Origin of the sequence: Kribbella sp. NBC_01505 (assembly GCF_045040285.1) — a bacterium.
Classification (GTDB): domain Bacteria; phylum Actinomycetota; class Actinomycetes; order Propionibacteriales; family Kribbellaceae; genus Kribbella.
Genome location: NZ_CP109425.1, coordinates 1,877,672 through 1,897,021 on the forward strand (window position 1 = coordinate 1,877,672; position 19,350 = coordinate 1,897,021).

Here is a 19,350-nt window from a genome sequence, read left to right on the forward strand (position 1 = left end):
CGTAGTCACTGCAAACGGGAGACCAGACCGGGTCCGACTTCCTCGCTGTTGAGCGCGAAGATGCGGTGGTCGCGCCAGTCGCCGTCGATGTGCAGGAAGCGCGGCCGCTCCCCTTCGTAGCGGAAACCGAGCTTCTCCACGACCCGCAGGCTGGCCTTGTTCTCGGGCCGGATCGCCACCTCGATGCGGTGCAGTCCGAGCGTGAACCAGCAGTGGTCGGCGGCCAGTGCGACCGCGGTCGGCACGATTCCGCGACCGGCGTACTGCTCGTCGACCCAGTAGCCGAGGTTCGCCCAGCGGGCCGAGCCGTAGGTGATGCCGGAGACCGTGAGCTGGCCGACCAGCGGCCACTTCGCCCGGGCACCTGCGCCCGCCGCGCCGCCGTACGTGATGACGAAGGGCAGCATCCGGCCGTACCGCGCTTGCCGGTTCCAGTCACGCGCCATGGCTCGGAAGGTGCGTGCACCGTCGTCCGCACCGGGCGGCTGGGTCGCGTCCCATGGCCGGAGCCAGCTGATGTTGCGCTGCCGAGCCGCGGCCCACTCGGCGCCGTCGCCGGCGCGCAGCGGTCGGAGTGCGACCTGTCCGTGCTGGAGCTCGACAGGCCAGTGCACGATTGCCATCAGTCGGTATCCGTCCGCACGTGGTCCCCGCCGCGCACCTGCTCCACCGCATGCCGCAACAGCGGCTCCAGTACGGCGAGACCGTCCTTCACCCCACCACGCGATCCCGGCAGGTTCACGATGACCGTCGTACCGGCCACTCCGGCGAGCCCACGCGACAGTGCGGCCGTCGGCACGCCGTTCGCCACGCCGTACGCGCGGATCGACTCCGCAACCCCCGGCACGACCTTGTCGACGACCGCGGCCGTCTCCTCGGGTGTCCGGTCGGTCGGCGAGATCCCCGTGCCACCTGTCGTCAGTACGACGTCGTACGCCGCAGCGACCGCAGCACGCAGCGCCTCACCGACCGGTGCACCATCCGGCACGACCTGCGGCCCGGACACCTCGAAACCCCACTCAGCCAACCGCTCCGCGATCAGTGGACCAGTGGTGTCGCTGTACACGCCAGCAGCGGCCCGGTTGGACACGCTCACCACCAGCGCCTTCACGAGCGCTCCCAGAGTCCGGTCTTGCCACCCTCTTTGCGCTCGACGCGTACGTCGGACAGCACCGCAGCCGGGTCCAGCGCCTTCACCATGTCGATCACCGCAAGCCCGGCCACAGCCACCGCGGTCAGCGCCTCCATCTCGACACCGGTCCGATCAGTGGTCTTCACAGCCGCCGTGATCAGTACGGCGTCGTCCGCCACCTCGAGGTCCACCTTGGCGCCGGTGATCGCGATCGGGTGACACAGCGGGACCAGGTCCGGCGTCCGCTTGGCCCCCATGATCCCGGCGATCCGCGCGACCGCGAGGGCGTCGCCCTTCGGGACACCGTCGCCGCGCAGCGCCTCGACCACCTCGGCCGAGACCAGAACCTTGCCAGAGGCAACAGCTCGTCGGGCGCTCGTGTCCTTGGCGGACACGTCCACCATCCGTGCCGCCCCCGTCTCGTCGACGTGGGTCAGCCCCCGGTCCTGCGTCATCCGGTCTCCTCGTCCAGCAGCAAGAGCTCCACCTGGTCACCGGCCCGGACCGACGTCACGTCCTCCGGTACCACGATCAGGGCGTTCGCCCGGCTCAGCCCGCCGAGCAGGTGTGAGCCGTGCCCGCCGACTGTACTGGCCATCCAGCCCTCGTCACCGAACCTGGCCGCTGCGCGGACGAACTGTCGCCGTCCGGACGGTGACTTGAACTCGTCCAGAGCCACTCCGCGCGTAAGACTGCGCTGGTACGGCATCTGGCCCATCAGCTTGCGCAGTGCGGGCCGGACGAAGACCTCGAACGAGACATACGCCGACACCGGGTTCCCGGGCAGCGTGAAGATCGGCACCTCGTCTGGACCGAGCACTCCGAAGCCCTGCGGCTTCCCGGGCTGCATGGCGACCTCTGGGAAGTCGACAGTGCCCGTCTTGGCCAGCACCTCTTTCACCACGTCGTACGCGCCCTTGCTGACACCACCGGTGGTGATCACCAGGTCCGCACGGGACAGCTGGTCGTTCAGCGTGTCCATGATCTTCTTCGGGTCGTCATCGACCACTCCGACCCGGTACACCTCAGCGCCGGCGTCCCGAGCACACGCGGCCATGGTGTAGCTGTTCGAGTCGTAGATCTGTCCATCGCCCAGAGCGGAGCCCAGCTCACGCAGCTCTGACCCGGTGGAGATCACGACGACCCGCGGCCGCGGTCGCGCCTTGACCCGAGCACGGCCCACTGCAGCCAGTACGGCGATCTGCCGCGGCCCGAGCATGGTGTCCCGGTCCAGCACCTGCTGCCCGGCCTTCACGTCCTCACCGAACCGCCGTACCGATGCGCCAAGGGACGGCTGCTGGTTGATCCGCACGTCGACCGTGCCACCGTCGGTCCACTCCACCTGTACGACGCTGTCCGCGCCACGCGGCATCGGCGCACCGGTCATGATCCGGATGCACTTGCCCGGTGTGACGATGGTCGGCTCCGGCCGACCGGCCCGCTGCTCACCGACCACAGACAACGTGACTGGTGACTCCGCCGTCGCACCGGCCAGATCCTCGGCCCGAACGGCGTACCCGTCCATGGCCGAGTTGTCGAACCCCGGCAAGCTCACCCCGGAGACGATGTCCTCGGCAAGCACCAGACCGAGCGCCTCCATCAGCGGCTGGTCGAACGCCGGCAGTGCGGTCACCCGCCCGAGCACGGCCTCCAGATGCTCTTCCACACTCCGCTTCACGTGGCTGACCTTAGGGCATGCCTGGTGATTCCGCGCCGTAGGCGGGGAATCACCAGGTATGCCCTCAGTCGGTGCGTGCCTCCGGGTGCTTACCCCACACCATCCGGACGTCCGGTGCGCGCTCCTCGTTGGCCGCGCCGTCGGTACGGCGTACCTCGGTGAAGCCATGGAAGGCATAGAACGCCTGGGCGCGCAGATTGGTCTGGAAGGTCCACAGTGCGAGCCCGCCGGGCCGCAGGTCCTTGGCCAGGTCGACCAGGGTCGAACCGATGCCACGACCGGCCAGCTCCGGGTCGACGTACAGCTGGTCGAGGTCGTCGCCGTCCAGTGTCAGCACAGCGACGATCCGGCCGTCGTCGAGCGCCACCCAGGTCTGTGCGTCCGGTAGCAGCACATCAGCGAACCAGGTCTCGACCTGCTCCGGACTGTGGATCGCAGGCGGCAGCTGTGCTCCGGGAGCGTGCCGCGAACGCCACCAGACCTGCGCAGCCTCGTCAGTGTCGTACGGCTCCAGCGGCCGGATCAGCAGGTCGTCGACCGGGGCGGTGGGGCGGGGAAGGTACTTCATCAGCCTTCGAGAACCGTCCCGTCCGGAATCAGCCGCCGCTCGCCCGCAGGCGCCTCGATCTCGACCTCACCGATCACTGTCACGTCCTTGCCGAACACCACGTCGCCCCGCACCTCGAGCCGGTCCGCCCGGACCAGCGAAGGCGCTCCGGCCACGAAGCGGGTGTCGAAGTCGGCCAGGATCTTGAAGTACTCCGGATCCAGATCGACGTACGGCTCGTCACCTTCGTGCGTCGTGGTGAGGTCGCCCGCGTCGTCCAGCTCGTAGACGTCCGAGCGCAGTACGAGCAGGTCGTTCGTGGTCTTCACCGGCTTGAACCGGCTGCGGTCCACGATCACCGCCTGCGAGCCCTCGAAGGTCTCGATCGCGGTCCCCATCCCGGTCTCCAGCTGGATCACCTTCGGTGAGCCGGGGTCGGCCGGGTCGACGGTCTTGCGGTTCACCATGATCGGGAGCCCGAGGATGCCGTCGTGACCGTCCATCAGGTCGGCCAGCCGGTCCAGGTCGATCCACAGGTTGTTGGTGTTGAACGTGCGGTGCCGGGTGACGTCCTGGAAGTACTGCGCTTCCCCTTCGGCGACCTGCGCGCTGTCCCGCAGGATCAGCCGGCCGTCGGACTTGCGGATCGCCACGTGCCCGCCCTTGCGGTCGGACCGGGTCCGTCGGCAGACCTCCATCCCGAACGGCACGTCGTGCTCGGCCATCCAAGCGGCGATCCGCGGGTCCGCGGTCGCACCGAGGTTGTCGGCGTTCGAGATGAACGCATGCCGGAAGCCGTGCTCGCGCAGCGCGTCCAGCGTGCCGGAGGCGACCAGTGCGGTGAACAGGTCGCCGTGGCCGGGCGGGCACCACGCCAGCTCCGGATCCGGCTCCCACTCGGCCGGCGTGAGGTCCTCGGCGAGCAGTTTGGGTTCCATGTTCTGCAGGAAGCCCAGTGGCAGTCCGTCGATCGCCAGACCGTCGTACTCGCTCAGGATCTGCAGGGACTCCTCCTTGGTGCGGAAGGAGTTCATCAGCACCAGCGGCAGCGGTACGTCGTACTTGCGCCGGGTGCTCAGGATCTGCCGGGCGATGATGTCGAGGAAGCTCAGACCGTCCTTGACCGGCAGTGCCGACTTCGGTCCGGTCACGCCCATCGACGTACCGAGGCCGCCGTTGAGCTTGATCACCACGGTCTCGGCCAGTGCGGCCCGCATCGCCTCGGGATCGGGATCGAGGTGGTCCAGGTGCGGCAGGTCACCTACCGGCTCGATGTCCGCCTCGCGGATCGCCCCCTGCTGACCGGACTCCAACATCCGGTAGTAGTGGGTGAACACGCGGATGGCGACCTCAGCCGCACCAGCCGCACGCATCTTCTCCTGAGCCTGCCGTAACCCCGCCTCACTCATGCTTCCACCTCGCTGGCGCTCGGCTCCACCAAGAGTGAGAACTCAGCTCTACCTTTTGTTCGCTCGCTGCGCTCACTCATGACACAACCCTAGGGGACACGGGGCAATCGGGGTGTTAACCGCGTCACGCCGCCTACTATCAACGCGTGTTCGCGTCGAAGGTTGTAGCGCGGCAGCACTTCCTCTCCGCCCGCAAGGCGAGGCCCGCTGAGGACCTGCTGCCAGGTGCCCGCTCCCTACCGGCCGTGCTGAACGCACGGCGGATCGCCCTGTACGTCTCGATGGGCCCGGAACCGCAGACCGGCGGACTGATCGACTGGCTGCTCGCGAGCAACCATGAGGTGCTGCTACCGATCCTGTACGCCGACAACGACCTCGGCTGGGGTGTAGCGCCCGGAGCGGCCGACCTGGTCCCCGGACGCCTCGGAATGTCCGAGCCCCGGACCGATCTGGGCCCAGTAGCGATCAGCACCGCCGAGCTGATCATCTGCCCGGCGGTGGCGGTCGCGCGAGACGGCGTACGGCTGGGTCGTGGCGGTGGCTCCTACGACCGGGCACTGGCCAGAGTCACCCCCGGTACGCCGATCTGGGCGGCCGTCTACGACTCCGAGGTCGTCGACTCGCTGCCGTCCGATCCGCACGACCAGCTCGTCCACTCGGCGCTCACACCGAGTGGACTGATCCCACTGACCTAACGCTGTGCCGGTTACCGATCAGGTTTGTTCGTGAATGTGAGCGTGTGCTCGCGCTTCGCCTCGACCGCGCCCCGGGTGAACGCCCAGGGCAAGGTCTCGCCCTTCACCCACAGCTTGGTCTGGTCGGTGTAGTTCTTCGAGAACGCGTGGCCCGACGCACCGGTCAGGTTGATCCAGCGGGACTTGTCGAAGTCGGAGAGGTCGACCACCATCCGCATCGACGGCACCGCGGTCACCTCGTAGCCGACCGACGCGTCCCAGGAGGTCGCGTCCACGATCGATGCGCCGCCGCCGAGCTCGTACGGACCGCGGTTGAAGAGCTTCTCGACCGCACCGATCCCCGACGTACCCAGGGTCTCGTTGGTCAGCGTCAGCTTGTGCAGCCGGCCCCACTGCCAGTTCGCGGGCTCGCGGGCCATCTTCTTGGTGATCTCGGTCCGTGCGTCGACCAGTGCCTGCCGGAGGATGTCGTCGCGGGTCTCCTTCTGCGGCGTCCGGATGTCGTCCCACCAGCTGTTGTCGGGCTGGCCCAGCAACGTGTGCACGATCTCCATCCACCGGGACCCTCCGTCCGGCCAGGTCTCCTTCGGCAGCTGGTCGTGGAACGTCAGCGAGAGCAGATTGCGCCAGACGACGTTGAAGTACGCCGCGGGCGCCGAATCCGCCGGCTGGGTGAAGTCCCAGCCCTTCAGCGTGTCCTGGCCCTGCCGGTCGAAGGCGTCGTTGATCCCGATCTTGAGCAGCGACGGCACCAGCATCTCGGCGGCCCGGTTCTTGGTGTCCAGCTGGATCTCCGCCATCTTGCCCGCGTCCAGCGTGCCGGCCGCCTTGATCCGCTCCAGGATCTGCTGCGACCGGTAGCCGTAGTCCCAGCTGTCGCTCAGGTAGTACGGGTAGGTCTGCGGCACCACGGCCTGGTTCGCCGTGACGATGATGCCGTCGGCCGGGTCGAGCTCGGTGGGCATCGCGTCGAACGGGATGTAGCTGGTCCACTCGTACTTCGGGTCCCAGCCGGGCACCGGCCAGTTCCCGCTGCCGGTCTTGCGGATCGGGACCAGACCGGGCGCCTGGTAACCGATGTGGCCCTCGGTGTCGGCGTAGATCAGGTTCTGCGAGGGCACCTCGAAGTCCCGGGCCGCATCCTGGAACTGGGTCCAGTTCTGCGCACGGTTGATCGCGAACAGCGCGTCGGCGGTCTTCCCCGGCCGCAGCGCGGTCCACTGCAGGGCCACCGCGTACGCCTTGTCGGCCTGCAGACGCTTCCCGGCCAGCTCGCCGGTCTCGCGCTGGTCGGCGCCCACGTCGGAGATGATCGGACCGTGCCGGGACTCCCGCACGGTGATCGTCACCGGATCGTCCTGACCGGCGACCTTGAAGGTCTCCGCACGCTTGGTCAGCGGCTTCCAGCGGTTGTTGTAGAGGACGTTGTCTCCCTCGATCCGCTCCAGGTAGAGGTCCTGGACATCGGGGTCGAGGTTGGTGAATCCCCAGGAGATCGCGTTGTTGTGGCCGATCACCACACCGGGCAGTCCGGCGAAGCTGAAGCCGGAAACGTCGTACGGGCAGCTGCGGACCAATTTGGTGCAGTGCAGACCGACCTGCGACCAGACGCCCGGCATGGTGGCGCCCAGGTGCGGGTCGTTCGCCAGCAGCGGCTTCCCGCTCTGGGTGTGGTCGCCGGAGACGACCCACGAGTTCGAACCGATGCCCTCGCCTTGGCCGAGCAGCATCGGCAGGCCCTTGGCGACCTTGTCCACGGAGTCGAGTGACTTCAGCAGGTCGCTCGTCAGCATGCCGCGCCGGAGCTCGCTGTTCGCCGGCGGAGCGGCACTGAACTTGCCGTCCGCGCCCACCGAAGCGGTTGCGACGATCGGCTCGTTCCGGTCGAACGGATACGACGGGTAGAGCGCGTCGACACTCTTGGACGGGATACTTGCCAGCAGCTTGGTGCGGTTGATCTCCTCGTCCATGTTGCCGCCGAGGTCCCAGGCCATCGCCTTCAGCCACGCCAGCGAGTCGGCCGCGGTCCACGGCTCCGGACGGTAGTCACGGCGACCGTTGGGATCCAGACCGAGTACGGCGTACTCCAGGCTGAGGCCGGAGCCGCTGTGCTTGTCCAGGTAGGCGTTCACGCCGCGGGCGTAGTCGTCCAGATACTGCCGGGTGGACGGGCTGACCAGGCCGAGCTCCTTCTCCGCGACCCGGCGCCAGCCCAGCGTGCGGACGAACTTGTCCGTCTCCAGCGCGCTCTTGCCGAACAGCTCGCTCAGCCGGCCGGCGGTGACGTGGCGGCGGAAGTCCATCTCGAAGAAGCGGTCCTGCGCCTGCACATAACCCTGCGCGGCGAACAGGTCGGCCGGGTTGGAGGCGTAGATCTGCGGGATGCCGTTGGCGTCCCGGACCACCTCGACATCGGCGTCCAGACCCGCCAGCTCGACCGTTCCGTCGTACGACGGGAACGAGTGGCGGACGACGAAGACGGCAGTACCGGCGATCACCACGAGGACCGTGGCGAGCGCGATACCGCAGATGATGACGGCTCGAAGCAGGCGACGCACGGACCCAACCGTAGAGAATGCGGACCCTGGGCCCAAATGGGGTGCCCGGAACTTTGCGTTGCTCTGCGTCCGGAGGGGACTGCGGGGCGGAGTTGAGCGTGAAGTTTGGAATACTTCGGGGCGCTGACGCATTATTAGCAGTCGAGTAGTACGAGTGCCAGCGGCCTGAAGGGAACCAACCGTGCCCACGTACCAGTACCAGTGCACCGACTGCGGTGAGGCGCTGGAGGTTCGGCAGAGCTTCACCGACGACGCCCTGACCGTCTGCCCCAACTGCCAGGGCACGCTGCGTAAGGTCTTCAACGCGGTGGGTGTTGTCTTCAAGGGCTCCGGTTTCTACCGCAACGACAGCCGCTCCACGAGCACGAGCTCGGTTCCGGCCAAGACGGAGTCGTCGTCGAGCAAGTCGGAGTCGTCCTCCAGCTCGTCCACGACGTCCTCCTCGTCGGACTCCGGTTCGTCGTCGAAGTCCTCGGACTCCTCGAGCAAGGGCAGCTCCTCCAGCAAGACCAGCGCCGCCTGATTTTGGCCTGTGGACAACTGAAAGCAGGGCCGGAGAAGCTCGTATTTTCTCTGGCATGACAAGCCTTTCGTTCCTCCGCGATCTCTCCCGGGCCGCTCGCTGGCACCGCCGTCTTCTGGCCGGTGTCGCCGCGGCGGCCGCCGTCTACTTCGGCCTGACCTCACTGGCGCCCGCGCCTCCTCCGACAGTCACAGTGCTCGCGGCAGCACGTGATCTGTCCGGCGGCGTCGCGCCCGCTGCCGACGATGTTCGTTCTCTCGAACTCCCCGCCGACGCCATCCCTTCCGGAGCGCTGACACCGGGCTCGGACGTCGCCCGTCGTGTCCTGAGCGGACCGGTCAGATCCGGTGAGCCACTGACCGACGCCCGCTTCCTGGGGCCAGGTCTGGTTCCACCGGGTTCGGTCGCCTACCCGTTCCGGATCGACGACTCCGAGATCAGTGCCTTGCTCCGAGTCGGCGATCGCCTCGATCTCTACGCCGGGACCAGTACGACGAGTGCCTCGGCCGGGCTCGTGGCCCACGCAGTCCGGGTGATCGCGCTCCCGGCCTCACGATCGACCGGCGCACTGATCGTGGTCGCCGCCTCCCCCACGGTTGCCACCAGACTGGCCCAGGCCACAACCAACTCGAGGATCAGCGTCGCACTGACTCCGGACACGAGTTGATCACTGCCCCTCGAGCACTGCGGCGCGTGCCCTCGCGTGACCACCGGCGCAGTCCTACGTTGACCGGAGTACAACATCCGCTTCGTGGAGGCACTCCAATGCTCAAGGGCTTCAAGGAATTCATCATGCGCGGCAACGTCGTCGACCTCGCGGTCGCCGTCGTCATCGGCGCAGCGTTCGGCAAGATCGTCACCGCACTCGTCGAGAACCTGATCACCCCACTCGTGGGAGCAATCTTCGGCGCGGCCGACGTCAGCAAGCTCTGGCTCGCCAAGTGGAACGGGTCCGAGTTTCACTTCGGCGTCATCCTGCAGGAAATCCTGAACTTCCTGTTCGTCGCAGCAGCCGTGTACTTCCTCATCGTCTACCCGTTGAACAAGCTGGCCGAGCGTCGCAAGCGCGGTCAGGAGCCGGAGCCGGCTGACGACCCGATGACCACGGACCAGCAGTTGCTGACCGAGATCCGCGACGCACTGCGGCAGCGCTCCTAGTTCACGAACTCCACGATCGTTCGCACGAAGTGGTCCAAGTACGGCGGGAAGTCGGGGCGCGGTGGTTCCGGGCAACCGGACAGCTCCCGGCTTCCCGGGATCAACGCGAGCAGCGCATCGACCGTCCTGCGTTGATGCATCGGATTCTCGAGCAGCGACGGCAGGACGGCGACCGGGATCCGGGCGAGATCGATTAGTTCGGCATCGGTGGTTCCGCGCAGGGTGTCGCCGGCCAACAGGCTTTCGGCACTCTCCGGTGGGCAACCGCGGCCGAGCAGACCGGCCAGGGTCAACGTGTCGACCTCGACATCACCGGCGGTCGCCGGCCAGGCGAAGAGGAGACGATCGACGAGATCGGGATAGGCCAACGTCAGTTGAGCGGCAACCGTGCCCCCGTTGGATGCACCAACGAGCGTGAGCGGTTCGGTGCGGTTCGCCAGAAGTTCACCGAGCGCTTCGACCTCGACATCCCAACCACTCGGATGCTTCGGGCGATCAGGGGCGAGCACGGTCATCCCCGCGGAGACGAGTCCGGCGGTGATCCCCGGCGTACCCCAGAACCGCTGCGAATCCATGGGTTCCCACAGACCGCCGTGAACGAGCAGAACAGTTCGGCTCATCCGTGGTGCGGTGGGACCTCGCGCAAGATGCGCTCGTCGTCGTCAGTGCCGGGGTCGCTCTCGCCCCAGCTCCGCGGGTCGTCGTCGCGGGTCTGGTCGGGCAGCACCGGCTCGTCGTCTTCGTACGGGCTCGTCATGGTTCCAGGTTACCGACCCTGCGGGGGCTCTCCGGTGCCGAGCTCGCGCGGCTGGTCGGCGACCACCTCACCCTGCACGGCCTGCGGGTCGACCTGCGGGGCGACGGCGGCCTGGAGGAGCGGCTGGATTCCCGGTTCGCCATGCCAGCGGTCGCTCCCGAGCACGGACCACGCGGTCAGCACGGACAGCGTCGGGATGGCCAGACCACCGAGCTGCAACGGCTCGGCGTTCTGGAAGCCGAAGGTGATCCGCCAGTTCGCGGGATCGGGATAGAACTCCTGCACCGAGTTGTAGTAGAAGCTCAACCAGCCACGACCCGGCAGCTGGCACAGGATCCGGTAGTTCGTCGCGACCGTGGGGACCTCTTGCATGTCTCGCCACATCAGCTCGGTGTTGCGTTTCGCGGCGGCCTTCCGGCTCATGTTGACGGCGGCGTTGGCCGCCAGCACGCCGACCACCAGCGCCGGGGAACCCATGATGAAGCCACCGCTGTGCGTGTAGCGGCCACTTCCCCGGTAGAGCCGCGAGTAGTGCGCGGTCGTGTTCAGGTACGCGACCTCGCCCGGCTCGAGCACGAGACCGTAGACAGTCAGCGGCTGCGGATGGTTCCTGGCCAGCAGCCAGCGCGCCCAGTCGATGCCGAGCTGCCATTCCTCGCGCTCGCGCTGCGCCGTACCGGATCTGTCGTTGCGGCCCACAGGACAGCATCGTAGTCGGCAATCGCGTACAGCGCGTGCGCGTTACAGGTCAGGTTCGGTTCCCGCACGATCGAGGCGTGTGACCTGAACGACGCGCCGCCGTGATGATTTGGCACCCGCTATGAGACTCCTGTCGACCATCATGGGGGGCCTTGCCTACCGGAAGGACCCAGTCGTGAGCGCACTACGGACACGGGGCCTGATCGGTGCGACGCTCGTCGTGGCAGTTCTCGGGATGACCGCCGCCTGCGGTTCCGAGGCTTCCTCGTCACCGCCCGCCGCCCAGCCCACCACAACCCCGAGCACCAGCACCAACCCCAGCTCCAGCACGCCGCCCCCGAGCACCACCCCCGGCAGTACGCCGAGCGGCACACCCAGCACTGACTGCCCGGAGACCATCGCCGCGGTGAAGACCGCCACCGACAAGGTCGCCTGGGGAGCCGGACCGGCCAAGTCCCTGTTCAAGCCGGTCTCGGTGACGATCTGCCAGTACGACGCCGCGGCGACCGGCCCGACGTACGCGAATGTGACGACGAAGCGCAACGGCGCCCAGGCCACCGAGCTGTTCGGCCTGGTCAACGCAGCGAAGCCGCCGGCGAAGAAGCCCGCCTTCTGCACCAAGGAACTCGGCCCGACCTGGGTCCTGCGGTTCACCGACAACGACCGCGGCGTGCTGTCCGTGACCGTGGAGGGCTTCGGCTGCCGCAACCTGGTCGCGACCTCGCTGGAGGGTCAGGGCAAGCCCGGCGCCCTGCCGGCGCCGCGCCAGGCGACCCCCGAGCTGATCAAGTCGCTCGGCCTGCGCTGACCCGGCGCCGGACGCGCCCCCCGAAGCCGTCCGGACCGGGTCACACCGCGGTCCAGACCGGTTCACCCGGTCTGGACCGCGCGGTGATCTCGGACGTGAGATCAGACTGTGCGGCAACGAATGCCGGATCCGTGCAGCACTCTGGCCGCCTCGATGCATCTAATAGATGTGAGGTGTTCTACGCCCAGCCGGGGAGTGGCGAGTGGAGTTCGAGGAGTATGTGTCCGCGCGCGGACAGGAACTGGTGCGGCTCGGTTTCACCGTCTCCGGCGACTATCAACGAGCCGAGGACCTGGCCCAGACCGCGCTGATGCAGGCGTTCCGGTCCTGGCGCAAGGTCCGCAAGGCCGACGATCCGCATCACTACGTGCGGCGGATCCTGATCAACGAGTATCTGTCGATGACGCGGCGGCGCTCGTTCACCGAGGCGCCGACCGCCGAGGTCGACCCGCACAGCACGGTGCCCGATCCCGCCACCGGCATCGTGGATTCCGACGACCTCTGGCATGCCCTGCAGGAGTTGTCGGCCCGGGAGAGGGTCGTTCTGGTGCTGCGCTACTACCAGGACCTGGACGACCGCACGATCGCCGACCTGCTCGGCATCAAACCGTCCTCCGTCCGGGCGACGGCCAGCCGTGGGCTGGCCACCCTGCGACAGACCAGGCAGTCCAACCGTGTTGATGAGAGGTTGTCGTGAGTAACACCGATCTCGAGGATGACCTGCGCGGGACGCTGGACCGCGCCGCCGCCTCCGTGCCGCAAGCCACCGGTCTGTCCGACCGGGCCGCGACCGGAGCCCGGCAGGCCCGCCGCCGTAGCTGGATGGTCTCCGGCGCGGCAGCGGTCGCAGTCGCCGCGGTCGCCGTCACGGGCTTTGCTCTCACTGGCGGCAACACACCGGAGCAACCACCGGTTGCCGCCAATGGAGCCCCCCAGAGCAAAGCCCCGACGACGACTGCGGTCCGGCCGGCGTCGGCCGAGACCGTCGCCGGGACGTGGCGAGCCACCACGATCACCGGGACGAAGCTGAAGGCGACCTGGCCGGTCGACCCGGTCCTGGTCTTCAAGGCCGACGGCACGTGGTCCGGTTCGGACGGCTGCAACCCGCTCCAGGGCACGTTCACGATCGGTCAGCGGGGCGAGTTCGCCGCGAAGATCGGTCCGCAGCGCCTGATCGGCTGCGACAACGTTCCGCACACCGGTGTCCTGCAGTCCGCCAAGCGGATCGAGGTCGGCACTGACACGCTGACATTCGCCGCTGCGGACGGTCACGAGCTTGCGAGATACGCTCGCGCACGGTAGTCAAATTTGCTTGCGGACGGTGATCACCTATTGACTGAGCGGAGCCTCTACGCGGACGATTGACCGAGGTCGTCCACCGATGAAGGAGCCCTGTGCGACTCTCAGCCACCGTCCCCTTGCTGGCCCTTGGCTCAGTCTCACTCTTCGCAGTCGGCCTCACCGCCACTGCGTCCGGGCGTCCACAGGCTGCGGCGGACACAGCAGGAGTCTCTGGCGCAGCCTGTTCGCACGGCGGCCCGAGCGTCAGCTCGGCCGCGGCGAAGCGGCTGTCGCAGCCGACCTCGACGAAGGATCCGCGCCCGCTCGGCGAAACCATGGGCGAAGGCATCGGGATCGCCGTCCGCTCACTGGAGCCGCTCGACGCGACCGGCCGGCCGAAGTCCGGGCTGCCGTTCGGGCTGAGCCAGGGCGTCATCGGCGTGATCGGTACGGCGTCGACCGGCTACAAGGTCGTCGTCGACACCAAGGTGCTGGACGAGAAGAAGTACCAGGCCGCTCTCTCCAAGAACGTGCCCGCGGCCGGCAAGCAGATGGTCGGCCTCGAGCGCAGTTGCCGCTCGGCCAAGTCCATCGCCGACGCCTGGAACACGGTCGGCGCCCGCGGCTGGTCCGGCGACGCGAAGCGCACCACGTTCGCCGCCGATCTCGACCCGGTCAGCGAGGACATCCAGGTCGAGTACGACCAAGCCAGCACGTCCCCCGAGGCAGTCGACGGCCTGCGCGGACTGACCGGCGTACAGGCAATTGCCGGCGGCCTCGAGCGCACCTCCCGGCTCAGTGACACCCCGAAGGGTGGCCACTGGGGCGGCGCCCGGATCACCTCCGCCTCGAAGAACTGCTCAGCCGGCTTCTCCGTCGTGCGTCGCTCCGACAACAAGCGCGGCTCCGTCACCGCGGGCCACTGCGGCGGCGTCGGCACCGAGTGGAAGTCGGGCTCGAACTTCTACGGCACCACCTCGGTGCGCACCAACTACCCCGACTACGACCAGTCTCTGCTCACCGGCAGCAGCTACGGCGCCCGCATCTGGACCGACGGCCCCGGCGACTCCGCCTCCAAGCGCACCGTCACCGGCGGCGCCGACCCCGGCGTAGGCACCGTCATCTGCCAGTCCGGCAGCTTCAGCACCTCGCTCTGCGGCCTCACCGTCCGCTCCACCTCCGCCAAGTACTGCGACGTCGACGGCTGCACCACCTACGTCATCCGCGCCACCCGTGGCGGCCAGATCGCCATCATCGGCGGCGACTCCGGCGGCCCCATCTACAGCCGCCCCAGCTCCACGACCGCCACCATCCGCGGCATCGCCTTCGCCGGCGCCGGCTGCGCCTCCTCCCGCTGCACCACCCTGTACGCCGAGCGCTACGCCTCGATCACCGGCCACCTAGGAGTCCGCGCCCTCACCGGCTGAAGTCAGCGGATGTCGTTGTCGGGGTGTTCCGTGTCGTAGCTCTGGCGGGCCTCGGCAATGGTTGCCCGGTTGTCGAGAGACCAGTCGGCCAGCGCCTTGACGAGGTGGGTCAGGCTCGTGCCTGTCTCGGTCAATCGGTAGTCGACCTGCGCCGGAACCGTCGGGTAGACGGTGCGCACCACCAATCCGTCCCGCTCCAGCCTGCGAACCGTCAGCGTCAGCATCCGCTGGGAAATCCCGTCGATAGCCCGTTGCAGTTCCCTGAATCGGCGGACGCCGTTCGCCAGCTCGACGACGACCAGAACCGACCACTTGTCCCCGACGCGGTCCAGAACATCGCGGATCCCGCAGTCAGGGTGATCCACCTTGCCGCAGGGGTCGAGATCGGCAGCGCCGACGGTTACTTCGGTGTGCCTCGCTGACACGGAACTGCCTCCTTGTGGGACGAGCGACCGGGCCCTCAGTATCTCCAGGGTAGTTACTGATGAGAACCAACAGGTGAGGACGGCAACTTCGATGATCATGGTGACCGGAGCGAACGGCCAACTGGCGTCACTCACCCTGGCGGAGCTGACCGCGCGGGGAATCCCGGCCGTCGGAGGCAGCCGCACCCCAGCCGCGGGCCAGCGCCTCCTCGACTTCGACGATCCCGCCACCCTCGACCTAGCCGGCACAACGACCCTGGTCCTCGTCTCAGCCGGGTACGCCGAAGACGACCTGGTCATCGCGCGGCATCAGGCCGTGCTCGACGCCGCAGTCCGCGACGGCGTAGGCCACGTCATCTACACCAGCCTCACCGGCGCCGGAGATCATCTCAGCTTCGCACTTGCCCACCGAGCAACCGAGCACCTGCTCAAGACGAGCGGCCTCACCTGGACCATCCTCCGCAACGGCCTGTACGCCGAACTGTTCGGCGCCCTGATCGCCTGGAGCTCCAACGGCCTGGAATCGCCATTCGGCACCGGCCGCCTCTCCGCCGTAGCCCGAAAAGACCTCGCCGCAGTAACAGCCACCATCGCCCAGGCCCCCGCCGTACACGCCAACACCACCTACGACCTAGTCGGCGACCCAATCAGCGCCAACGACGTAGCCACCCGCCTAGGAGTGACCCACCAAACACTCCCCCTGGCCGAGTACCGCTCCCAACTACTCCCCGACCCAACCCTCTTACCGTTCCAGCCCCCGATGCTGGCCTCCATCGCCACCACCATCCGCCACGGCTTCCTCAACACCTCCACCCCCGACCTGGCCGCCCTACTCGACCGCCCCCGCACAGACCCGATCCTCGTCGCCGCCAACACACTTTCCGCTAAGCTGTCCCCCGCAGTGCGCCCCCATAGCTCAGGGGATAGAGCGTCGGTTTCCTAAACCGTGCGTCGCAGGTTCGAATCCTGCTGGGGGCACCAGACAAACCTGCAGGTCAGGGGCATCACGAGATGTGATGCCCTGGCCGAGAGCCGCCGACGTGGGGACATTTGGGGCCAAGCTCCGTCGATTCAAGTCATCTGGAATGAATCAAGCCGTGCGATCGGACGGCTTGAGGACGGGGCGAATCGTCGCGTTCCTGCGTGGATCCCCTCATCAAAGTCGAATCGACAGCCTTCTCATTACGAGGAGGAATGATGGCGTGCCGTAGGTCCCATCAGGCTCAGGGCGTCCCTTGGTCGAGTCACTTCAAGCGCGACGTCAGACACCAAATCACGGCGGTCGCGCCATGACCCCTGCCACGGCACGACCGCCGCCGACCGCACATCGACCCGAAGAAAGGCGAGTGCCCATCCTCACGGGCTTGCATCGGAGACCGGCGTCGACACCCAAAGCGCGCGCAATCTCGCCATTGCCGCTTAGCTCCCCAGCGCGGCGCAAGCTGGGCACACTGCGCAGCGCTAGCCTTGCGCGGCGATCAGCTTCTCGGTCGCTGCTAGCCACGGGCGGAGATTGTCCAGACGGGTGTAGAAGCCGACATCTCTCACACCGCACCCCGTTCCCCAGTTGACCATGGCGAACAACGTCGCGGTGTCGCCGTCGAGGTGAAGAACGGGGCCACCTGAGTCGCCGGAGCAGGTGTTTCGATCGGCGCCTGCTACTGGAACACCGCAGAACTGGGTAGAGGAGGCCCATCGCGGCGCGGTCTTGCGGCCGGATTCGCAGGCATCGTGGGCGCCGGCGGTGAGCTCGACTGTTTGTCTGTGGCATGAGGTCGGCGATCGTCCGGTGCTGCCCCACCCGACCGCGACGTATGGTCCGGTCTCCTTCTCAGGGGCCGTGAAGACCGCGAGTGGCGGCGTTTTGGCCGGTTGACTGAGCACGAGGACGGCTGCGTCCAGGGTGTCGGGCTGGGCGGTCTTGACCGCCGAGACCCGGATGCGTTCGCCGCGGACTTCCGCGGTTCGGCAGATATTCTCCACCCCGATGACGACGTCGAGTTTGGCTGGATTGAGGTCGCCGATGCAGTGCCGGGCGGTGAGCACCATGCTCGGCCCGACCAGGGTGCCCCCGCACTTGGCCGAGCCGAGCAGATCGTCTCGCGGAGCGCTCGCGTTGACCACCACGGCGACTTGTGGGCTCGAAGCAGCCTTCTCGACGGCGTCCGGCGGGACGCTCGGCTGGCGGTTCGAGTCCACCCCCGAGCATCCCGCCACAAGGCCTGCCAGCACGACGACCACCATCGCGAGCGCCCTCGATCGCGTCACTACAGGCACGGAAGCTCCAGCCGCATCGCCGACGTCTTGAAATAACGTCGACCCTTGACTTGATAGTCGACCCGCACGGACGTGTACTTGGCCGGTTTCGTCAGATCAGGACGCCGCAAGTGAAGTACAACGTTCCATGTATCAACCCCGGCGTTCGGCGCGAGGATCGCACCGGCAGCCGGTTTTAGATCCTCCATCGCCACCCCGGTCACGGCCAAGGTGCTCTTCGGTGGCGGCCACTCGGGACCATATCCGAAGCTCGTCTGTGTTTTGATCAGCACGACGTACGAGTCGACGATTTCGAGCCCTTCGCCACCGACGAGCGACACGGCCGTGATCTTCAGATCACCCGGACCGGGGTTCCCAAGGTCTTCGGCCATTGTGTTCTCGTGAACCGCGGTGGGGTTACACCACCTGCCTTTTTCGTCGCTCCCGAACTTCATCGGCCCACCCTCGCGTGCAGCGGATGAACAACTGCCGAGCATGGCAGTGAACAGGAGACCTGTCACTACCATGCTCACCAAAGATCGAACCCGAATCACGGGCAGCATCCCCTAACTACTTGGCGACAAGGTAGCCCGGTTGTCCACCTGGAGTGGAGTACAGACCGCAAAGTTGACGGGCGTACTTCGTTGCCTTGTAGTAGAGCTTGGAGCTGGTGCTGTAGCCGGTCGTGCTGGAGAAACCCATGCCCATGCCGGCGAGTTCGACACCGTCCGACCAGGTGACCGCTCGGGTCTCATCCTTCTCAATGGAGGTCTTCGCCGCGAGGACAGCGCAGTGGTTCGCCGCCGGAGCAGAGTTCAGCTTACGGATACGTGTACTACCAACAAATCCGTTGGTCCGTATTGTGTAGAACGTCCACTTGTATCCGGATTCGGAATCGTAGCAATTGTGCTGATACTTTCCGAACTGGAATTGCGTGTCGAAGAAGCGTTTTGTGGTACCACCATGTACGCCATATCCCAGCGTTGTCGTACTCGAGCGTGATGTCGTTCCGTTCGCCGAGAAGGTTCCCGCTTTACCGCTGGTCGAGATGCCAACTCCGAGCGAGCTGGACGACCCCTGAATGTAGGTGAACTGCGCCTCCATGTAGGTCGCCACATTGAAGGTCTGCCCGACAAGCACCCAGATCGGGCCGAGCCCCTTCACGTAGTCCACCTCGCAGACGGTGTCTCCACCCTTCTGCAACGGCGCCGGGTTGGTCTCGATCACCTCCGCTGACTTGTCCACGGGCAGTTGGGGCTCAGGGTTGACCTCCCGCACCGTACCGTCGGACTTCAACTGCACTTCGGTCGACGGGGCCGGTGTCGCTTCGCCTTCCGGCGCGTTCACATCGGCCAGCACCGGCCCGGCGGCAGTGTCGACCAGCCTGCGCGAGAAGCTGAACGAACTGCCCGATTGACCACTCGCCGGGTCAACCGGGGAGGCCACGATGTCGAAGTTCACGATTCCGTATGAGTCGGCCATCGGCCTGACCCTGTCGTTTGAATCAAGCCGGAGCTGGAACGAGCCATCGCCGCCCGTTACTGCCGTGGCCACCGGCTGAAGGGTGAGCTTGTCACCGATGGCCATCTTTTCGACAACCTCGTTGCTCGGCCAGGCCAGCAGCACAACGTTGGCCCCAGCCAATGGTGTGTCATTCGGGGTACGCACCGTGCCGCCGACGACGACCGGCGTACTCAGTGATGCGGAACCACGAAGACCGGAGGCGCTTACCTTCGCGTCCGCCGATTTCTCAGATGGCTCCGCAGAAGCCGAGTACTGGCCACTACCGAGTAGGGCGAGGGCGGCGATCGCCGCCACAGAACGGGTCAGTCTCATCAGATTCCCCCTATTTCCTCACGCAGCCCGTCGACGGGCTACCGATCAAAAGACTCACGTGAATTACTCACCGCTGTCAAGCGGACACGGAATGTATGCCACAAGCTGCAGTTCGTGGCGCGGGTCTTGACAGAATGGGCAGCATCTGCATTGGTGCCATG

23 protein-coding genes and 1 tRNA gene are annotated in these 19,350 nt (G+C 66.9%); 10 read left to right on the top strand and 14 right to left on the bottom strand.

The annotated features are described in order from the left end of the window. Positions 1-5: 5 nt before the first annotated feature. From OG474_RS08545 to OG474_RS08570, 6 genes are all read right to left on the bottom strand, one after another. On the bottom strand, positions 6-623 hold the full coding sequence (locus tag OG474_RS08545) for a GNAT family N-acetyltransferase (RefSeq protein ID WP_405061684.1): 618 nt from the start codon (positions 621-623) through the stop codon (positions 6-8). Continuing rightward, the gene (locus OG474_RS08550) at positions 623-1,111 is read right to left on the bottom strand and encodes a molybdenum cofactor biosynthesis protein B (RefSeq protein ID WP_405061685.1); all 489 of its coding nucleotides are present in this window, start codon (positions 1,109-1,111) and stop codon (positions 623-625) included. The genes OG474_RS08545 and OG474_RS08550 overlap by 1 nt, the downstream gene beginning before the upstream one ends. Further along, on the bottom strand, positions 1,108-1,587 hold the full coding sequence (moaC, locus tag OG474_RS08555) for a cyclic pyranopterin monophosphate synthase MoaC (protein WP_405061686.1): 480 nt from the start codon (positions 1,585-1,587) through the stop codon (positions 1,108-1,110). Before moaC ends, OG474_RS08550 begins: the two co-directional genes overlap by 4 nt. Beyond that, complete coding sequence (gene glp, locus OG474_RS08560; protein ID WP_405061687.1) at positions 1,584-2,810, bottom strand: gephyrin-like molybdotransferase Glp; 1,227 nt, start codon at positions 2,808-2,810, stop codon at positions 1,584-1,586. The genes moaC and glp overlap by 4 nt, the downstream gene beginning before the upstream one ends. A 64-nt stretch (positions 2,811-2,874) precedes the next feature. Continuing rightward, positions 2,875-3,378, bottom strand: coding sequence for a GNAT family N-acetyltransferase (locus tag OG474_RS08565; RefSeq protein ID WP_405061688.1), 504 nt, complete (start codon positions 3,376-3,378; stop codon positions 2,875-2,877). Next, positions 3,378-4,766 carry a UTP--glucose-1-phosphate uridylyltransferase gene (locus tag OG474_RS08570; protein ID WP_405061689.1) on the bottom strand — a complete coding sequence of 463 codons (1,389 nt, stop codon included), beginning with the start codon at positions 4,764-4,766 and terminating at the stop codon, positions 3,378-3,380. The genes OG474_RS08565 and OG474_RS08570 overlap by 1 nt, the downstream gene beginning before the upstream one ends. 146 nt (positions 4,767-4,912) lie before the next feature. On the opposite strand from OG474_RS08570, the gene OG474_RS08575 reads away from it, so the two are divergent. Further along, complete coding sequence (locus tag OG474_RS08575) at positions 4,913-5,461, top strand: 5-formyltetrahydrofolate cyclo-ligase (RefSeq protein WP_405061690.1); 549 nt, start codon at positions 4,913-4,915, stop codon at positions 5,459-5,461. Between the two features lie 11 nt (positions 5,462-5,472). Here OG474_RS08575 and OG474_RS08580 read toward each other — a convergent pair whose 3' ends face one another. Beyond that, complete coding sequence (locus tag OG474_RS08580; RefSeq protein ID WP_405061691.1) at positions 5,473-8,019, bottom strand: penicillin acylase family protein; 2,547 nt, start codon at positions 8,017-8,019, stop codon at positions 5,473-5,475. A gap of 181 nt (positions 8,020-8,200) precedes the next feature. Here OG474_RS08580 and OG474_RS08585 point away from each other — a divergent pair, with 181 nt between their 5' ends. From OG474_RS08585 to mscL, 3 genes are all read left to right on the top strand, one after another. After that, positions 8,201-8,542: an FmdB family zinc ribbon protein gene (locus OG474_RS08585; RefSeq protein WP_405061692.1), complete on the top strand. Its 342-nt coding sequence runs from the start codon at positions 8,201-8,203 to the stop codon at positions 8,540-8,542. Positions 8,543-8,597: 55 nt separating this feature from the next. Continuing rightward, positions 8,598-9,209, top strand: a complete 612-nt coding sequence (locus OG474_RS08590; RefSeq protein ID WP_405061693.1) for a Flp pilus assembly protein CpaB — start codon at positions 8,598-8,600, stop codon at positions 9,207-9,209. A gap of 98 nt (positions 9,210-9,307) precedes the next feature. Next, a complete protein-coding gene (mscL, locus tag OG474_RS08595) occupies positions 9,308-9,700 on the top strand; it encodes a large conductance mechanosensitive channel protein MscL (protein WP_405061694.1) in 393 nt (130 codons plus the stop codon). Here the strand turns inward: mscL and OG474_RS08600 are convergent. From OG474_RS08600 to OG474_RS08610, 3 genes are read right to left on the bottom strand one after another with little or no spacing between them, the layout of a single operon-like run. Then, the gene (locus tag OG474_RS08600) at positions 9,697-10,320 is read right to left on the bottom strand and encodes an alpha/beta fold hydrolase (RefSeq protein WP_405061695.1); all 624 of its coding nucleotides are present in this window, start codon (positions 10,318-10,320) and stop codon (positions 9,697-9,699) included. The two genes, mscL and OG474_RS08600, sit on opposite strands and share 4 nt — an antisense overlap. Further along, complete coding sequence (locus OG474_RS08605; RefSeq protein WP_405061696.1) at positions 10,317-10,457, bottom strand: hypothetical protein; 141 nt, start codon at positions 10,455-10,457, stop codon at positions 10,317-10,319. Before OG474_RS08605 ends, OG474_RS08600 begins: the two co-directional genes overlap by 4 nt. 9 nt (positions 10,458-10,466) lie before the next feature. Beyond that, the gene (locus OG474_RS08610; RefSeq protein ID WP_405061697.1) at positions 10,467-11,156 is read right to left on the bottom strand and encodes a hypothetical protein; all 690 of its coding nucleotides are present in this window, start codon (positions 11,154-11,156) and stop codon (positions 10,467-10,469) included. A 175-nt stretch (positions 11,157-11,331) separates the two neighbouring features. Here OG474_RS08610 and OG474_RS08615 point away from each other — a divergent pair, with 175 nt between their 5' ends. The 4 genes from OG474_RS08615 (at position 11,332) to OG474_RS08630 (ending at position 14,672) form a co-directional block, all read left to right on the top strand. Further along, positions 11,332-11,964, top strand: a complete 633-nt coding sequence (locus OG474_RS08615; RefSeq protein ID WP_405061699.1) for a hypothetical protein — start codon at positions 11,332-11,334, stop codon at positions 11,962-11,964. A gap of 202 nt (positions 11,965-12,166) precedes the next feature. After that, on the top strand, positions 12,167-12,661 hold the full coding sequence (locus OG474_RS08620) for a SigE family RNA polymerase sigma factor (RefSeq protein WP_405061700.1): 495 nt from the start codon (positions 12,167-12,169) through the stop codon (positions 12,659-12,661). Continuing rightward, entirely contained in the window at positions 12,658-13,266 is a 609-nt protein-coding gene (locus OG474_RS08625) for an META domain-containing protein (RefSeq protein ID WP_405061701.1), read from the top strand. Before OG474_RS08620 ends, OG474_RS08625 begins: the two co-directional genes overlap by 4 nt. Positions 13,267-13,358: 92 nt before the next feature. Further along, positions 13,359-14,672 carry a hypothetical protein gene (locus OG474_RS08630; protein ID WP_405061702.1) on the top strand — a complete coding sequence of 438 codons (1,314 nt, stop codon included), beginning with the start codon at positions 13,359-13,361 and terminating at the stop codon, positions 14,670-14,672. 2 nt (positions 14,673-14,674) lie between these two features. Here OG474_RS08630 and OG474_RS08635 read toward each other — a convergent pair whose 3' ends face one another. Continuing rightward, positions 14,675-15,097, bottom strand: a complete 423-nt coding sequence (locus tag OG474_RS08635) for a winged helix-turn-helix transcriptional regulator (protein ID WP_405061703.1) — start codon at positions 15,095-15,097, stop codon at positions 14,675-14,677. A 97-nt stretch (positions 15,098-15,194) separates the two neighbouring features. Between OG474_RS08635 and OG474_RS08640 the strand changes: the two genes are divergently transcribed. Both OG474_RS08640 and OG474_RS08645 read left to right on the top strand, forming a co-directional pair. Further along, positions 15,195-16,040 (top strand): NAD(P)H-binding protein, encoded by an 846-nt coding sequence (locus OG474_RS08640; protein WP_405064554.1) that lies wholly within the window; start codon positions 15,195-15,197, stop codon positions 16,038-16,040. After that, a tRNA-Arg gene (locus OG474_RS08645) sits at positions 16,003-16,078 on the top strand. The genes OG474_RS08640 and OG474_RS08645 overlap by 38 nt, the downstream gene beginning before the upstream one ends. Positions 16,079-16,558: 480 nt before the next feature. Here OG474_RS08645 and OG474_RS08650 read toward each other — a convergent pair. The 3 genes from OG474_RS08650 to OG474_RS08660 form a co-directional block, all read right to left on the bottom strand. Next, on the bottom strand, positions 16,559-17,365 hold the full coding sequence (locus OG474_RS08650; protein ID WP_405061704.1) for a S1 family peptidase: 807 nt from the start codon (positions 17,363-17,365) through the stop codon (positions 16,559-16,561). Further along, positions 17,365-17,808, bottom strand: coding sequence for a hypothetical protein (locus OG474_RS08655; RefSeq protein ID WP_405061705.1), 444 nt, complete (start codon positions 17,806-17,808; stop codon positions 17,365-17,367). Before OG474_RS08655 ends, OG474_RS08650 begins: the two co-directional genes overlap by 1 nt. A 115-nt stretch (positions 17,809-17,923) precedes the next feature. After that, on the bottom strand, positions 17,924-19,189 hold the full coding sequence (locus tag OG474_RS08660) for a hypothetical protein (protein ID WP_405061706.1): 1,266 nt from the start codon (positions 19,187-19,189) through the stop codon (positions 17,924-17,926). Positions 19,190-19,350 lie beyond the last annotated feature (161 nt).

Excerpts from the sequence above, each read along its gene's own strand:
- OG474_RS08545 (WP_405061684.1), bottom strand. The coding sequence starts at position 623 with ATGGCAATCGTGCACTGGCCTGTCGAGCTCCAGCACGGACAGGTCGCA.
- OG474_RS08605 (WP_405061696.1), bottom strand. The coding sequence starts at position 10,457 with ATGACGAGCCCGTACGAAGACGACGAGCCGGTGCTGCCCGACCAGACC.
- OG474_RS08640 (WP_405064554.1), top strand. The coding sequence starts at position 15,195 with ATGGTGACCGGAGCGAACGGCCAACTGGCGTCACTCACCCTGGCGGAG.
- OG474_RS08565 (WP_405061688.1), bottom strand. The coding sequence starts at position 3,378 with ATGAAGTACCTTCCCCGCCCCACCGCCCCGGTCGACGACCTGCTGATC.
- OG474_RS08655 (WP_405061705.1), bottom strand. The coding sequence starts at position 17,808 with ATGAAGTTCGGGAGCGACGAAAAAGGCAGGTGGTGTAACCCCACCGCG.
- OG474_RS08570 (WP_405061689.1), bottom strand. The coding sequence starts at position 4,766 with ATGAGTGAGGCGGGGTTACGGCAGGCTCAGGAGAAGATGCGTGCGGCT.
- moaC (WP_405061686.1), bottom strand. The coding sequence starts at position 1,587 with ATGACGCAGGACCGGGGGCTGACCCACGTCGACGAGACGGGGGCGGCA.
- OG474_RS08600 (WP_405061695.1), bottom strand. The coding sequence starts at position 10,320 with ATGAGCCGAACTGTTCTGCTCGTTCACGGCGGTCTGTGGGAACCCATG.
- OG474_RS08590 (WP_405061693.1), top strand. The coding sequence starts at position 8,598 with ATGACAAGCCTTTCGTTCCTCCGCGATCTCTCCCGGGCCGCTCGCTGG.
- mscL (WP_405061694.1), top strand. The coding sequence starts at position 9,308 with ATGCTCAAGGGCTTCAAGGAATTCATCATGCGCGGCAACGTCGTCGAC.
- OG474_RS08660 (WP_405061706.1), bottom strand. The coding sequence starts at position 19,189 with ATGAGACTGACCCGTTCTGTGGCGGCGATCGCCGCCCTCGCCCTACTC.